The 13272-nt window shown below is 74.6% G+C and carries 11 protein-coding genes; 9 read left to right on the top strand and 2 right to left on the bottom strand.

The genetic code is table 11. The features are described 5' to 3' along the window. Nucleotides 1-23: 23 nt before the first annotated feature. Nucleotides 24-1190 (bottom strand): CapA family protein, encoded by a 1167-nt coding sequence (locus LQ51_RS07880; protein WP_046564025.1) that lies wholly within the window; start codon nucleotides 1188-1190, stop codon nucleotides 24-26. A gap of 129 nt (nucleotides 1191-1319) precedes the next feature. After that, nucleotides 1320-1985, bottom strand: coding sequence for an adenosylcobinamide amidohydrolase (locus LQ51_RS07875; RefSeq protein ID WP_046564024.1), 666 nt, complete (start codon nucleotides 1983-1985; stop codon nucleotides 1320-1322). A gap of 242 nt (nucleotides 1986-2227) precedes the next feature. Between LQ51_RS07875 and LQ51_RS07870 the strand changes: the two genes are divergently transcribed. The 9 genes from LQ51_RS07870 to LQ51_RS07830 all read left to right on the top strand — a co-directional run bounded on the left by LQ51_RS07870 (nucleotide 2228) and on the right by LQ51_RS07830 (nucleotide 13266). Continuing rightward, a complete protein-coding gene (locus LQ51_RS07870; protein WP_007073398.1) occupies nucleotides 2228-2905 on the top strand; it encodes a Crp/Fnr family transcriptional regulator in 678 nt (225 codons plus the stop codon). A 287-nt stretch (nucleotides 2906-3192) separates the two neighbouring features. Then, complete coding sequence (locus LQ51_RS07865; protein WP_046564023.1) at nucleotides 3193-3936, top strand: metallophosphoesterase family protein; 744 nt, start codon at nucleotides 3193-3195, stop codon at nucleotides 3934-3936. A 242-nt stretch (nucleotides 3937-4178) separates the two neighbouring features. Continuing rightward, nucleotides 4179-4823, top strand: a complete 645-nt coding sequence (locus tag LQ51_RS07860; RefSeq protein WP_046564022.1) for a TetR/AcrR family transcriptional regulator — start codon at nucleotides 4179-4181, stop codon at nucleotides 4821-4823. 15 nt (nucleotides 4824-4838) lie between these two features. Next, entirely contained in the window at nucleotides 4839-5648 is an 810-nt protein-coding gene (locus LQ51_RS07855) for a TIGR03084 family metal-binding protein (RefSeq protein ID WP_046564021.1), read from the top strand. After that, a complete protein-coding gene (locus LQ51_RS07850; RefSeq protein WP_046564043.1) occupies nucleotides 5645-7321 on the top strand; it encodes an acyclic terpene utilization AtuA family protein in 1677 nt (558 codons plus the stop codon). The genes LQ51_RS07855 and LQ51_RS07850 overlap by 4 nt, the downstream gene beginning before the upstream one ends. Beyond that, complete coding sequence (locus LQ51_RS07845; RefSeq protein ID WP_046564020.1) at nucleotides 7318-8457, top strand: acyl-CoA dehydrogenase family protein; 1140 nt, start codon at nucleotides 7318-7320, stop codon at nucleotides 8455-8457. Before LQ51_RS07850 ends, LQ51_RS07845 begins: the two co-directional genes overlap by 4 nt. Continuing rightward, nucleotides 8454-10061 (top strand): acyl-CoA carboxylase subunit beta, encoded by a 1608-nt coding sequence (locus tag LQ51_RS07840; RefSeq protein ID WP_046564019.1) that lies wholly within the window; start codon nucleotides 8454-8456, stop codon nucleotides 10059-10061. Before LQ51_RS07845 ends, LQ51_RS07840 begins: the two co-directional genes overlap by 4 nt. A gap of 68 nt (nucleotides 10062-10129) precedes the next feature. Then, entirely contained in the window at nucleotides 10130-12106 is a 1977-nt protein-coding gene (locus tag LQ51_RS07835; RefSeq protein ID WP_046564018.1) for an ATP-binding protein, read from the top strand. Further along, on the top strand, nucleotides 12103-13266 hold the full coding sequence (locus tag LQ51_RS07830) for an acyl-CoA dehydrogenase family protein (protein ID WP_046564017.1): 1164 nt from the start codon (nucleotides 12103-12105) through the stop codon (nucleotides 13264-13266). The genes LQ51_RS07835 and LQ51_RS07830 overlap by 4 nt, the downstream gene beginning before the upstream one ends. Nucleotides 13267-13272 lie beyond the last annotated feature (6 nt).

The raw sequence follows: 13272 nt of genomic DNA, 5'->3' as shown, positions 1-13272 counted from the left end.
TCCCGGCGGGCCCACGCGCCGGGTCAGCCGCCGGACGGCACCCGGATCCGGCCGGCCGCGTCGATCCGGGCCCCGGTACGCGGGAAATCGGCCCCGCTCACCTCACGGACCAGCCCGAGGCCGCGCTGCTGCCGGTCGATCGAGGGGCGGCCGACGCTGTTCATCACGGTGGCGGTGAAGCGGCCGTCGACGAAGCTGCCGTCCGGCTTGAGCGTGACCTTCAGCACCCCGCCCCAGCCGAGCCGACCGGACGGGTTCAGCGACCTGCCGCCGCCGGCGAAGTTGCCCAGGCTGTACGCGATCAGCCGGCCCCGGTAGAACTCCATGCCGCGCAGCACGTGCGGCCCGTGCCCGACGACCAGGTCGGCGCCGGCGTCGACCACCGCGTGGGAGAACCTGATCGGGTCGCCCCGGTTCTCCCCGAAGAACAGCTCGGTGCCGGGCTTCACGTGGCTCTTGTCGGCGCCCTCGGCACCCATGTGCACCTGCACCACGACCAGGTCGGCCTCGGTCGCCGCCTTCGCCACCACCCGCTTCGCCGACTCGATGTCGACCAGGCTGTTGGACCAGACGTACGAGGAGAAGCCGACCACCGCGACCTTGACGCCCTGGACCTCGACCACGGTGATCTGGTCCGGGGCGCCGGTGTGCTGCAGGTCGTGCTCCTCCAGCGCCCGCTGGGTGTTCCGGTAGCCCTTGGGGCCGTAGTCGTAGCCGTGGTTGTTGGCCTGGTTGAGCAGCTGGAACCCGGCCTCCTTGAGGTGTTTCGCGTACTCCGGGGGTGCCCGGAACTGGTAGCAGTTCTGCGGCTTCGGCCCGCACTTGCCGGTGCCGGTGTCCTCGGTGAGCGGCTCCTCCAGGTTGCCCATCACGAGGTCGCCCTTGAGCGCGGCCTTGACGTCGTCGAAGAAGCCGTTTCCGCCGTCGGCCGGCAGCCGGTTCGGCGCGTTGCCCATGATCACGTCGCCGGTGGCGGCCAGCGAGATCGCCTGCTCGCCGGCGTCGGCGGGCTGGTCGGCGGTGGCCGGCGCCGCGGAACCGGCCGGTGCGCCGTCCGCGCCCGGCCGCCACACCGACTCGTCGGCGTCGGGCTGCGCGCACCCGCCCGCCAGCAGGGCGGCGAGCAGCACGCCGAGGGCCGCGGCGGCGCGGCGCCGGAACGGGGACACGGGAGGCGCGGGAGCGTACATCGCCGGCCACGGTACCGGGCGGTGAACGCGCCGACGACGGCCGATCGGCCGAAAAGCCGACCCGTCGACCCGCCCGGCCCAGCCCGGTCGGCGCGGCCGGACCGGGGAATACCGACCCGTCGACCCGGCTCAGTCCTCCCGGCGTTGGTCGGACCAGGGGACCACGGTGCCGGCGCCGCCGGCCCGGACGGCCGCGTGCACGGCCCGGGCCAGCGGGGCGCCCCAGGTCGAGCGCGGGCCGCCGTACGGGGCCGGCTCGCCGTCCGCCGGGCAGAGCACGGTGACCGCGTCGGTGGGCGTGCCGGTGGCGGGCAGGCCCAGCTCCCAGATCGCCTGCGCCTTCGCCTCGGTGGCCGTGGCCACGGCGTTGACCAGGGCGGCGTCGCCGAGCCGGGCCGGCACGTACGCCACGATGTTGACCGTGCCGACGCGCTGCGCCGGGGCGGCGGGCGCGGGTGCGGCGGCCCACACCGGGGTGCCGAGCCCGACCGTGGCCCAGACCCGGACGCCGCCGTCGGTCCGGGCCACCACCTCGGCCACGTCGACGCCGGTCAGCAGGCCCACCCCGGGCCCGGCCAGGCCCAGCCCGCCGGCCAGTTCGGCCAGGTGGTCGGCCGGGTCGTCCCGGTCGTACGACATCGGCACGGTCGCGTTGAGCACCCAGCGGCGTACACCGATCCCGCCGCCCAGCGGGGCGCTGCCGACGGCCAGCAGCGGTGCCGCGGTCCGCCAGACCAGCAGCGGGATGTCCGACCCGGCCTCGGGGCGGGTGGTCAGGAACGGCTCGTTCAGCACGGCACCGACCCTACGATCAGGGGTGGGCACCGGTGACGCGCGCCCGGCGTCCCGGGCGCCGCACGGCCGCCTGGAGGGCGGGATTGTAGTCCCCGATCGGGTCAGGAGGGTTACGCCCAACGATCAAGATTCCAGGGGTGCGCCTCTGATTCCAGCTCATGTGCGCCTAGACTGGCGGCGCGCGAGGGATCAGCGGACGGCGGACCCGGCCGACGGACGGCACGCGCAAGCGGAGGTGCGCGATGGACGAGGTACTGGCCCGTAGCGGGATCTTCCAGGGTGTCGACCCGGAGGCTGCCGAGGCGCTCGCCAAGGAGATGGAGACGATCGAGGTCCGCAAGGGCGAGGTCGTCTTCAACGAGGGCGAGCCCGGCGACAGTCTCTACATCCTCCTGTCCGGCAAGATCAAGGTTGGCCGCCGCGCGGCGGACGGCCGGCAGAACCTGATCGCCGTGATGGGCCCGTCGGACATGGTCGGCGAGCTGTCGCTCTTCGACCCGGGGCCGCGTACGGCGACGGCCACCGCGGTGACCGACACCCGGCTGGTCCGGCTGCGCAAGCAGGCGCTGCGGCCCTGGCTGAACAACCGGCCCGAGATCGCCGAGCAACTGCTGCGGGTGCTCGCCCGCCGGCTGCGCCGGACGAACGACTCGCTGGCCGACCTGATCTTCACCGACGTGCCGGGTCGGGTCGCCAAGAACCTGCTCCAGATGGCCGGCCGGTTCGGCACCCGGGATGGTGGCGTGCTGCGGGTGACCCACGACCTGACCCAGGAGGAGATCGCCCAGCTCGTCGGCGCCTCCCGGGAGACCGTGAACAAGGCGCTGGCCGACTTCGCCTCGCGCGGCTGGCTCCGACTGGACGGCAAGAGCATCATCATCCTCGACCCGGAGCGCCTGGCCCGCCGCGCGCGGGTCTGACCTCCCTAGATCACGCAACGCCCGGCCCGGCCCGCCCTCGCGGTCCGGGCCGGTTTCGCGGTCCGGGCCGGTTCCGTCCGCGGTCAGGCCCGCGCCCCGGCGGCGCGCCTGGTGACCCTCGGTGGCAGTTGCGGTGAGTGACAGCCGGCGTGGAAGGCTCGCGGAGGAGGCTCGGTGCTGCCCTGCCGCCCGGCCGAGGCGCCGGCCGTGGCGGCGGCGATTCCGCGCGCCGTCTGCCTGGCGCAGAAATCCTGGACATCGCGACGGGCCGGGACCACGGTGGGGCGATGTTCGAACGTGTCGCGGTCCTCTCCGACATCCACGGCGTGCTGCCGGCGCTGGAGGCCGTCCTGGCCGAGCCGGACGTGGCCGCCGCCGATCTGATCGTCCTCACCGGTGACATCGCGGACGGCCCGCAACCGGTCGAGGTGCTGGACCGGCTCGCCGCGCTCGGGGACCGCGCGCTCTGGGTCGGCGGCAACGGCGAACGGGAACTGGTGGCGGCCCACGCCGGCCAGCCGGCCTCGTACGACGTGTCGAACTGGGCCGCCGCGCAGCTGCGCGCGGACCAGGTGGCCCGGCTGGCCGCGCTGCCGCCGGCGGTCACCTTTTCCGTCGCCGGCCTCGGCGAGGTGCTCTGCTGCCACGCGACGCCCCGCGACGACGAGGAGATGGTGCTGGTCGACTCGCGGCTCGACCGCTGGGCGGAGGTCTTCGCCGGCCTGCCCGCCGAGGTCGGCACGGTGGTCTGCGGGCACACCCACATGCCGTTCACCCGGCTCGTCGACCGCCGCCTGGTGGTCAACCCGGGCAGCATCGGCATGCCGTACGGCGGGGACGGTGCGTGGTGGGCGCTGCTCGGTCCCGGCGTGCAACTGCGCCGGACCCGGTACGACGTGGACGCCGCCTGCGCCCGGGTGGCCGCCGAGTCCGGCTTCCCGGACGCCGCCGCCTGGGCCGACGAGTACCTGCGCTCCCGGCACAGCGACGCCGACGCGCTCGCCGTCTTCGGTCCGCGCGACGGCCGCTGAGCGGGTCGCCCCGACGGCCGCCGAGCGGGTCGGCCCGACGGCCCGGCCGGGCGGGGCGGCCGGGCGGGGCGGCCGGGCGGGCCGGACGGTGAACCCGGGATGCGGCGATCCGTGGCTTCGCGCCGCCCGGAAGCCCCGGATCGCCGCCAGCCGGTCGATCAACCCGCTCGTCCGACCGCCCCGGTCCGGAGCCAGAAAAAGTCAGGCTTGACTGTTTGTTTCCCGGCCGGCAGGCTGTCCCCGTGCCCGCCGCACCGACCCGCGTCCCCCAGCAGGAGCGCAGCCGCGCCACCCAGGCCCGACTGCTGGAGGCGACCGTCGACTGCCTGGTGGAGCACGGCTGGTCCGGCACCACCACCACCGTGGTGGCGGCCCGGGCCGGCGTCTCCCGGGGCGCCCAACTGCACCACTACCCGACCAAGGCCGCCCTGGTCACCGCCGCGGTCACCCACCTCACCGAGCGCCGCGCCGCCGAGCTGCGCAGCGAGGCCGCGGCGCTGCCCGCCGGGCCACGGCGGCTGGACCGGGTGGTCGACCTGCTCGCCGCCGCCTTCACCGGGCCACTCTTCGTCGCCGCGCTGGAGCTGTGGGTGGCCGCCCGCACCGACGCCGAGCTGCGCGACGCCCTGGTGCCGCTGGAGGCCCGGGTCGGTCGCGAGATGCACCGGCTGACCGTCGAGCTGCTCGGCGTGGACGAGCGCCGGCCCGGCGTACGGGAGGCCGTCCAGGCCACCCTCGACCTGCTCCGCGGGTTCGGCGTGGCCAACCTGCTCAGTGACGACTCGACCCGGCGGACCGCCCTGCTGCACACCTGGAAGCGCCAACTCGCCATCCTGCTCACCCCTGACGACGGCCCGACGACGGCAGGGAGCGCGCGGCCGCACTGATCCCCCGGAGGCACCATGGTCGACCTGACAGCACTGCTCACGGATCTGGGCGCCGAGTCCGACCAGCTCGACGCGCTGGTCGCGCCGCTGCCGCCGGAGGAGTGGGCGCGGCCCACCCCGGCCGCGGGCTGGACGATCGCGCACCAGATCGCCCACCTGGCCTGGACCGACCACGTGGCCCACCTGGCCGCCACCGATGCCGACGCCTTCTACGCCTCGGTCCTCAACGCCCCCGACCCGGCCCGGCTGGTCGACGACGGCGCCGAGTCCTTCCTCGCGCCCCCCGACGCGCTGCTGGCCCGCTGGCGGGGCGGCCGCTCGGCGCTCGCCGCCGCCCTGGCCGCCACCCCGGCCGGGGAGAAGCTGCCCTGGTACGGCACCCGGATGTCGCCCACCTCGATGGCCACCGCCCGGCTCATGGAGACCTGGGCGCACGGCGAGGACGTGGCCGACGCGCTCGGCGTCCGGCGGGCCCCGACCGACCGGCTGCGGCACATCGCGCACCTCGGCTTCCGTACCCTCGGGCACAGCTTCGCCGCCCACGGCCGACCGGTGCCGACCACGCCGGTCCGGGTCGAGCTGACCGCCCCGGCCGGCAGCGGCCCCGGCACCGACGGGGACAGCTGGGCCTTCGGGCCGGCCGACGCGGCCGACCAAGTCACCGGCCCGGCCCTCGACTTCTGCCTGCTGGTCACCCAACGCCGGCACCGCGACGATCTCGCCCTGGTGGCCACCGGCCCGGTCGCCGACGAGTGGCTGGACGTGGCGCAGGCGTTCGCCGGCCCGCCCGGCGCCGGGCGGGCCGCCGCCGGGGTGACCGCGTGACCCCGCTCCGGGTCGGCAACGCCTCCGGTTTCTACGGCGACCGGTTCTCCGCCTGGCGGGAGATGCTCGACGGCGGCGAGCTGGACGTGCTGACCGGCGACTACCTCGCCGAGCTGACCATGCTGATCCTCGGCCGGGACCGGCTGCGCGACCCCTCCCTCGGCTACGCGAAGACCTTCCTGCGCCAGCTCGAAGGGTGCCTGGGCACCGCGCTCGACCGCGGGGTCACCCTGGTCACCAACGCCGGCGGGCTCAACCCGGCCGGCCTGGCCGCCGCCGTCGGCGCGCTGGCCGACCGGCTCGGCCTCACCGTCCGGGTCGGGTACGTCGAGGGCGACGCGCTCGCCCGGCCCGACGCGCTGACCGCGAACGCGTACCTGGGGGCGTTCGGGATCGCCGCCTGCCTGGACGCCGGGGCGGACGTGGTGGTCACCGGGCGGGTGACGGACGCCTCGCTCGCGGTCGGCCCGGCCATCGCCCGGTTCGGCTGGACCCGCGACGATCTCGACGCGCTGGCCGGCGCCACCGTGGCCGGGCACCTCATCGAGTGCGGGGCGCAGGTCACCGGCGGCAACTACAGCTTCTTCACCGAGCTGCCGGACGGCGGTCACCGGCCCGGCTTCCCGATCGCCGAGCTCCACCCGGACGGCTCCTCGGTGCTCACCAAGCACGCCGGCACCGGCGGCGCGGTCACCGTCGAGACGGTCACCGCCCAGCTGCTCTACGAGGTGGCCGGGCCGGACTACCCGGGGCCGGACGTGGTGGCTCGGCTGGACACCGTGGCGCTGGCCCAGGACGGGCCGGACCGGGTGCGGATCACCGGGGTCCGGGGCACGCCCCCGCCGGGCACCCTCAAGGTGGGGATCAACAACCTGGGCGGCTTCCGCAACTCGATGACGTTCGTGCTCTGCGGGCTGGACATCCCGGCCAAGGCGGCCCTGGTCCGCGCCCAGTTGGCGGAGTCGGTCGGCACCGAAGGGCTGGAGTTCAACCTGGCCCGCACCGACCACCCGGACGCCACCGACACCGAGGCGGCGAGCGCGCTGCTGCACGTACACCTGCGGGACGGGGACAAGGCGCGGGCCGGGCGGGCCTTCTCGGCGGCCGCGGTGGAGCTGGCGCTGGCCTCCTACCCGGGCTGCACGCTGACCACCCTGCCCGGCGACGCCATCCCGTACGGCGTGTTCACCGCCGACACGATCGCCCAGGACGCGGTCGCGCACGTGGCGGTGCTCCCCTCCGGCGAGCGGGTGCCGATCCCGCCGCCGACCGTGCTGGGCGGTCCGCCGGCGGCCCCCGTGCCCGACGAGGCGTCAACCGGGGGTGCGTCCGGGCCCGCCACCCGGCGCGGGCCGCTCGGCGAGCTGGTCGGGGCGCGGTCGGGCGACAAGGGCGGCGACGCCAACCTCGGTGTCTGGGCCCGCACCGACGCGACCTGGCCCTGGCTGCGCGACTGGCTCACCGTGGCCCGGCTGGCCGAGCTGCTGCCGGAGACGGCGGCGCTGACCGTCGAGCGGTACGAGCTGCCGAACCTGCGCGCGGTCAACTTCGTGATCCGGGGGCTGCTCGGGCAGGGCGTGGCCGCCTCCACCCGGTTCGATCCCCAGGCCAAGGCGCTCGGCGAGCTGCTGCGCTCACGGATGGTCGATCTTCCGACGGAGGTTCCGGCATGACCATCGTGGACACACCGGAACGCCGGCAGCTGCGCGAGCTGACCCGCTCGTTCGTCACCCGGGAGGTGCTGCCGCACCTGTCCGACTGGGAACGGGCCGGCGAGGTGCCGCGGTCGCTGCACGAGACCGCCGCGAAGGTCGGCCTGCTCGGCATCGGCTTCCCGGAGTCGGTCGGCGGCAGCGGCGGTGACCTGCTCGACTCGATGGTGGTCACCGAGGAGATCATCCGCTCGGGCGGGTCGTCCGGGCTGATCGCCGCGCTGTTCACGCACGGCATCGCGCTGCCGCACATCGTCGCGGCCCGGGACGAGGCGCTGATCGAGAGGTACGTCCGGCCCACCCTCGCCGGGACGATGATCGGCGCGCTGGCGATCACCGAGCCGGACGGCGGCTCGGACGTCGCGGGCATCCGCACCTGCGCGGTCCGCGACGGCGACCACTACGTGGTGAACGGCGCCAAGACGTACATCACCAGCGGGGTGCGGGCCGACTTCGTGACCACCGCGGTCTGCACCGACTTCCCCGGGTCGGCCTCGCTGAGCCTGCTCGTGATCGACAAGGGCACGCCCGGGTTCACCGTGGGCCGGCGGCTGGAGAAGCTGGGCTGGCACTGCTCGGACACCGCGGAACTGTCCTTCGTCGACGTCCGGGTGCCGGTGACGAACCGGGTCGGCCCGGAGGACACCGGCTTCCTCGCCATCATGCAGCAGTTCGCCGCCGAGCGGCTCTCGCTCGCCACCCAGGCGTACGCGACCGCGCAGCGCTGCGTGGACCTGACGGTGCGGTGGTGCCGGGACCGCCGGACGTTCGGCCGGCCGCTCGTCGGGCGGCAGGTCGTGCGGCACCGGCTGGCCGAGATGCACTCCCGCACCGAGGCGGCCCGGGCGTACGTGCACGAGGTCGCCGAGCGGGTCGCCGTTGGGCAGCCGGTGGTCACCGAGGTGGCGATCGCGAAGAACGTGGCGGTGTCGGCGTGCGACTTCGTGGTCTACGCCGCGCTGCAACTGCACGGCGGTTTCGGCTACCTGCGTGACGCCGAGGTGGAGCGGCACTACCGCGACGCCCGGATCCTCGGCATCGGCGGCGGCGCCACCGAGATCATGAACGAGATCATCGCGAAGGGCATGGGCCTATGAGCACGGCTGTCCTGCAGAGCACCATCGACCCGTCCGCGCCCGGCTTCGCGGCCAACCGGGAGGCGCTGCTGGAACGCCTCGCCGAGCTGGAGACCGCGCTCGACCAGGCCCGGGCCGGTGGCGGCGAGAAGTACGTGACCCGCCACCACGGGCGGGGCAAGCTGCTGCCCCGGGAGCGGATCGAGCTGCTGCTCGACCCGGACAGCCCGTTCCTGGAGCTGTCGTCGCTGGCCGCGTACGGCACCGACTTCCCGGTCGGCGCCAGCACGGTGACCGGCATCGGCGTGGTCGAGGGCGTGGAGTGCCTGATCGTGGCGAACGACCCGACGGTACGCGGCGGCGCGATCAATCCGTGGTCGCTGGCGAAGACCCGGCGGGCGGGTGAGATCGCGGCCGCCAACCGGTTGCCGATGGTGAACCTGGTCGAGTCGGCCGGCGCGGACCTGCCCACCCAGGCGGAGATCTTCATTCCCGGCGGCCGGGTGTTCCGCGACCTGACCCGGTTGTCCGCGCAGCGGATCCCGACGGTGAGCGTGGTCTTCGGCAACGCCACGGCCGGCGGCGCGTACGTGCCCGGGATGTCCGACTACACCATCATGATCCGGGACCGGTCGCAGGTCTACCTGGCCGGGCCGCCGCTGGTGAAGATGGCCACCGGCGAGGTGACCGACGACGAATCGCTCGGCGGCGCGGCGATGCACGCCAGCACGTCCGGCCTGGCCGACTTCCTGGCCGAGGACGAGCGGGACGGCATCCGGCTGGCCCGACAGTGCGTCCGCCGCCTCAACTGGCGCAAGCACGGCCCGCCGCCGCGCAACCCCCACCCGCTGCCACCCCGGTACGACCCGGAGGAGCTGCTCGGCATCGCCAGCGCCGACCTGAAGGTGCCGTTCGACCCGCGCGAGGTGCTGGCCCGGGTGCTCGACGACAGCGCGTTCGACGAGTTCAAGCCCGGCTACGGCACCGCCCTGGTGACCGGCTGGGGCGAGCTGCACGGCTATCCGGTCGGCGTGCTGGCGAACGCCCGGGGCGTGCTGTTCAGCCAGGAGGCGCAGAAGGCCGCCCAGTTCATCCAGCTCGCCAACGCCGCCGACACCCCACTGGTCTTCCTCCAGAACACCACCGGCTACATGGTCGGCACCGAGTACGAGCAGCGCGGCATCATCAAGCACGGCGCCCTGATGATCAACGCGGTGTCGAACTCGACGGTGCCGCACCTGACCGTCAACCTGGGCGCCTCCTACGGCGCCGGCAACTACGGCATGTGCGGCCGGGCGTACGAGCCGCGGTTCCTGTTCACCTGGCCGAACGCGAAGTCGGCGGTGATGGGGCCGGCGCAGCTCGCCGGGGTGCTGTCCATCGTGGCCCGGCAGGCGGCCGCGGCCCGGGGGCGCGAGTACGACGAAGACACCGACGCCGCCATGCGGATGATGGTCGAGCAGCAGATCGAGTCCCAGTCCGGGGCGCTGTTCCTCTCCGGTCGACTCTACGACGACGGGGTGATCGACCCCCGGGACACCCGTACCGTCCTCGGGCTCTGCCTGTCGGCGATCCACAACGGACCGGTGAAGGGCGCCGACGGCTTCGGCGTCTTCCGGATGTGACCTGTGAGCGCGAGGAACGCAGCGAAGCGGAGTCCCGCAGTCGCGAACGAAAGGCAGGCTCAGCGCGCATGATCAATAAGCTTCTGGTGGCCAACCGGGGGGAGATCGCCCGGCGGGTCTTCGCCACCTGCCGCGCCCTCGGCGTGGCCACCGTCGCCGTGCACTCCGACGCGGACGCCGACGCGCCGTTCGTGGCCGACGCCGACCAGGCGGTGCGGCTGCCCGGGAACACGCCGGCCGAGACGTACCTGCGCGTCGACGCCATCCTGGACGCGGCCCGCCGCTCCGGCGCGGACGCCGTGCACCCCGGCTACGGCTTCCTGGCCGAGAACGCCGAGTTCGCGGCGGCGGTGACCGACGCGGGCCTGACCTGGGTGGGTCCGTCGGCCAAGGCGATCGCCGCGATGGGCGACAAGATGGCCGCCAAGGCGCTGCTCGCCGACGCGGGCGTGCCGATGCTGCCCACCTGGACCGATCCGGCCGAGGTCACCGCCTTCCCGGTGCTGGTCAAGGCCGCCGCCGGTGGTGGCGGCCGGGGCATGCGGATCGTCCGCGACGCGGCCGGGCTGGCCGAGGCCGTGGCGGGCGCGCGCCGCGAGGCGGCGGCGGCGTTCGGCGACGGCACGGTCTTCATCGAGCGGTACGTGGAGCGGGGCCGCCACGTCGAGGTGCAGATCTTCGGCGACGCCCACGGCACCCTGGTGGCGCTCGGGGTCCGCGACTGCTCCATCCAGCGCCGGCACCAGAAGATCGTCGAGGAGGCGCCCGGTGTGCTGCCCGACGAGGTACGCGCCACGCTGCACGAGGCGGCGGTCGCGGCCGGGCGGGCCGTCGACTACGTCGGCGCGGGCACCGTGGAGTTCCTGCTGGCGCCGGACGGTCAGGTGCACTTCCTGGAGATGAACACCCGCCTCCAGGTGGAGCACCCGGTCACCGAGGCGACCACCGGGCTGGACCTGGTCCGGCTGCAACTGCTCGTCGCCGAGGGTGGGCCGCTGCCGGTGACCGGCCCGCCGCCGGCCGACGGCCACGCGATCGAGGTGCGGCTCTGCGCCGAGGACCCGGCCCGGGGCTTCCGCCCGGCCACCGGCACGCTGCACCGGTTCGCGGTCCCCGGCGTCACCGCCGAGTTCGCGCCGGCCCGCGGGCTGCGGCTGGACTCCGGCGTGGTGGACGGCTCGACGGTGAGCGTGCACTACGACTCGATGCTCGCGAAGCTCGTCGCCTGGGCGCCCACCCGCGCCGAGGCGGCCCGGACCCTGGCCGGCGCGCTCGCCCGCGCCGAGCTGCACGGCGTGGCCACCAACCGGGACCTGCTGGTCCGCGTGCTGCGCAGCGCGGAGTTCGCCGCCGCCGACGTGGACACCGGCTTCCTGGACCGGCACCCGGAGGTGTTCGCGCCGCTGCTGCCGGCCGGTCAGCTTCCGCTGGTGGCGCTGGCGGCGGCGCTGTCCGGGGCCGCCGCTCGGCGGGCCGCCGCGCCGGTGCTGGCCGGACTGCCGTCGGGCTGGCGCAACGTGCCGGCCTTCCCGCAGGTCACCCGGTTCACCGTCGGCGACAGCGCGGAGATCGAGGTCCGGTACCGGCTGGACCGCACCGGCGGTCTCGCCGAATGGTCGGTGCTCCCGTCCGACGCCACGCCGACCGTGGCGGTGGTCGATGCCACCGCCGACCGGGTGGTGCTCGACGTGGACGGGGTGCGGCGGGCCTTCCGCGTACACCGGGCCGGGTCGGCGGTCTTCGTGGACGGCCCGGACGGGGCGGCGAGCCTCACCGAGCTGCCCCGCCTGCCCCAGCCCACCGCGGAGCTGGCGGCCGGGTCGCTGCTCGCGCCGCTGCCCGGCGCGGTGACCCGGGTGCACGTCGAGGTCGGTCAGCGGGTCGCCGCCGGTGACCTGCTGCTGACCCTGGAAGCGATGAAGCTCGAACATCCCGTGCTCGCCCCCGCCGACGGCGTGGTGACCGACCTGCCGGTGCCCGCCGGCGGCCAGGTCGAGACGGGTGCCGTACTGGCCGTCGTGGATCCCGAGGAGGACCCGCAGTGAACTTCGACCTCACCCCCGAACAGGACCAGCTCCGCGACGCGGTACGGGAGCTGGGCCGCAGGTACGGCCATTCCTACTTCGTGTCGAAGGCCAGGGCCGGCGAGCACACCACCGAGCTGTGGCACGAGGCCGGCCGGCTCGGCTACCTGGGCGTCAACATCCCCACCGAGTACGGCGGCGGGGGCGGCGGCATCACCGACCTGGCCATCGTCTGCGAGGAGCTGGCCGCGGCGGGCTGCCCGCTGCTGCTGCTCGTGGTCTCCCCCGCCATCGCCGCCACCGTGATCAACAAGCACGGCACCGAGGAGCAGCGCAAGAAGCACCTCCCCGGCCTCGCCGACGGCTCCCAGAAGATCGTCTTCGCGATCACCGAGCCGGACGCCGGCTCGAACTTCCACCGGCTCGCCACCGTGGCCCGCCGCGACGGCGACGACTGGCTGCTCAGCGGCCGCAAGATCTACATCTCCGGGGTGGACGAGGCCGGTCACGTGCTGGTGGTTGCCCGTACCGAGGACTCCTCCACCGGAAAGCTGAAGCCGGCGCTGTTCCTCGTGCCGACCGACGCGCCCGGCCTGGAGAAGTCCAAGCTGGACATGGAGATCCTGTCGCCGGAGAACCAGTTCCTGCTCTTCCTCGACGACGTCCGGCTGCCCGCCGACGCGCTCGTCGGCGAATCGCTGGACGCCGGGCTGCCGGCGCTGTTCGCCGGGCTCAACCCGGAGCGCATCACGGTCGCCGCGATGGGCGCCGGCACCGGCCGGTACGCGATCGAGAAGGCCAGCGACTACACGTCCACCCGCACGGTGTGGGCTGGCCGCTCGATCGGCTCCCACCAGGGCGTGTCGCACCCGCTGGCGCACGCGGCCGTCCAGGTCGAGCTAGCCCGGCTGATGATCCACAAGGCGGCGACGCTCTACGACGCCGGCCGCGACCTGGAGGCCGGCATCTCCGGCAACATGGCCAAGTACGCGGCCGGCGAGGCCGCCGCGCTCGCCGTGGACACCGCCGTGCAGGCCCTCGGCGGGGCCGGCATGACCACCGAGTACGGGGTGGCCACCCTGCTCGGCGCGGTCCGGGCCGGCCGGATCGCCCCGGTCAGCCGCGAGATGATCCTCAACTTCGTCGCCCAGCACGTCCTCGGCCAGGACAAGTCGTACTGAGCCGGC

Origin of the sequence: Micromonospora sp. HK10 (genome assembly GCF_000982955.1) — a bacterium.
In the GTDB taxonomy this organism is placed as follows: Bacteria; Actinomycetota; Actinomycetes; order Mycobacteriales; family Micromonosporaceae; genus Micromonospora.
Note: the sequence above shows the minus strand (reverse complement) of the source record. Positions and strands in the feature narration are given on the sequence as shown.

Excerpts from the sequence above, each read along its gene's own strand:
- LQ51_RS07880 (WP_046564025.1), bottom strand. The coding sequence starts at position 1,190 with ATGTACGCTCCCGCGCCTCCCGTGTCCCCGTTCCGGCGCCGCGCCGCC.
- LQ51_RS07870 (WP_007073398.1), top strand. The coding sequence starts at position 2,228 with ATGGACGAGGTACTGGCCCGTAGCGGGATCTTCCAGGGTGTCGACCCG.
- LQ51_RS07865 (WP_046564023.1), top strand. The coding sequence starts at position 3,193 with ATGTTCGAACGTGTCGCGGTCCTCTCCGACATCCACGGCGTGCTGCCG.
- LQ51_RS07855 (WP_046564021.1), top strand. The coding sequence starts at position 4,839 with ATGGTCGACCTGACAGCACTGCTCACGGATCTGGGCGCCGAGTCCGAC.
- LQ51_RS07845 (WP_046564020.1), top strand. The coding sequence starts at position 7,318 with ATGACCATCGTGGACACACCGGAACGCCGGCAGCTGCGCGAGCTGACC.
- LQ51_RS07840 (WP_046564019.1), top strand. The coding sequence starts at position 8,454 with ATGAGCACGGCTGTCCTGCAGAGCACCATCGACCCGTCCGCGCCCGGC.
- LQ51_RS07835 (WP_046564018.1), top strand. The coding sequence starts at position 10,130 with ATGATCAATAAGCTTCTGGTGGCCAACCGGGGGGAGATCGCCCGGCGG.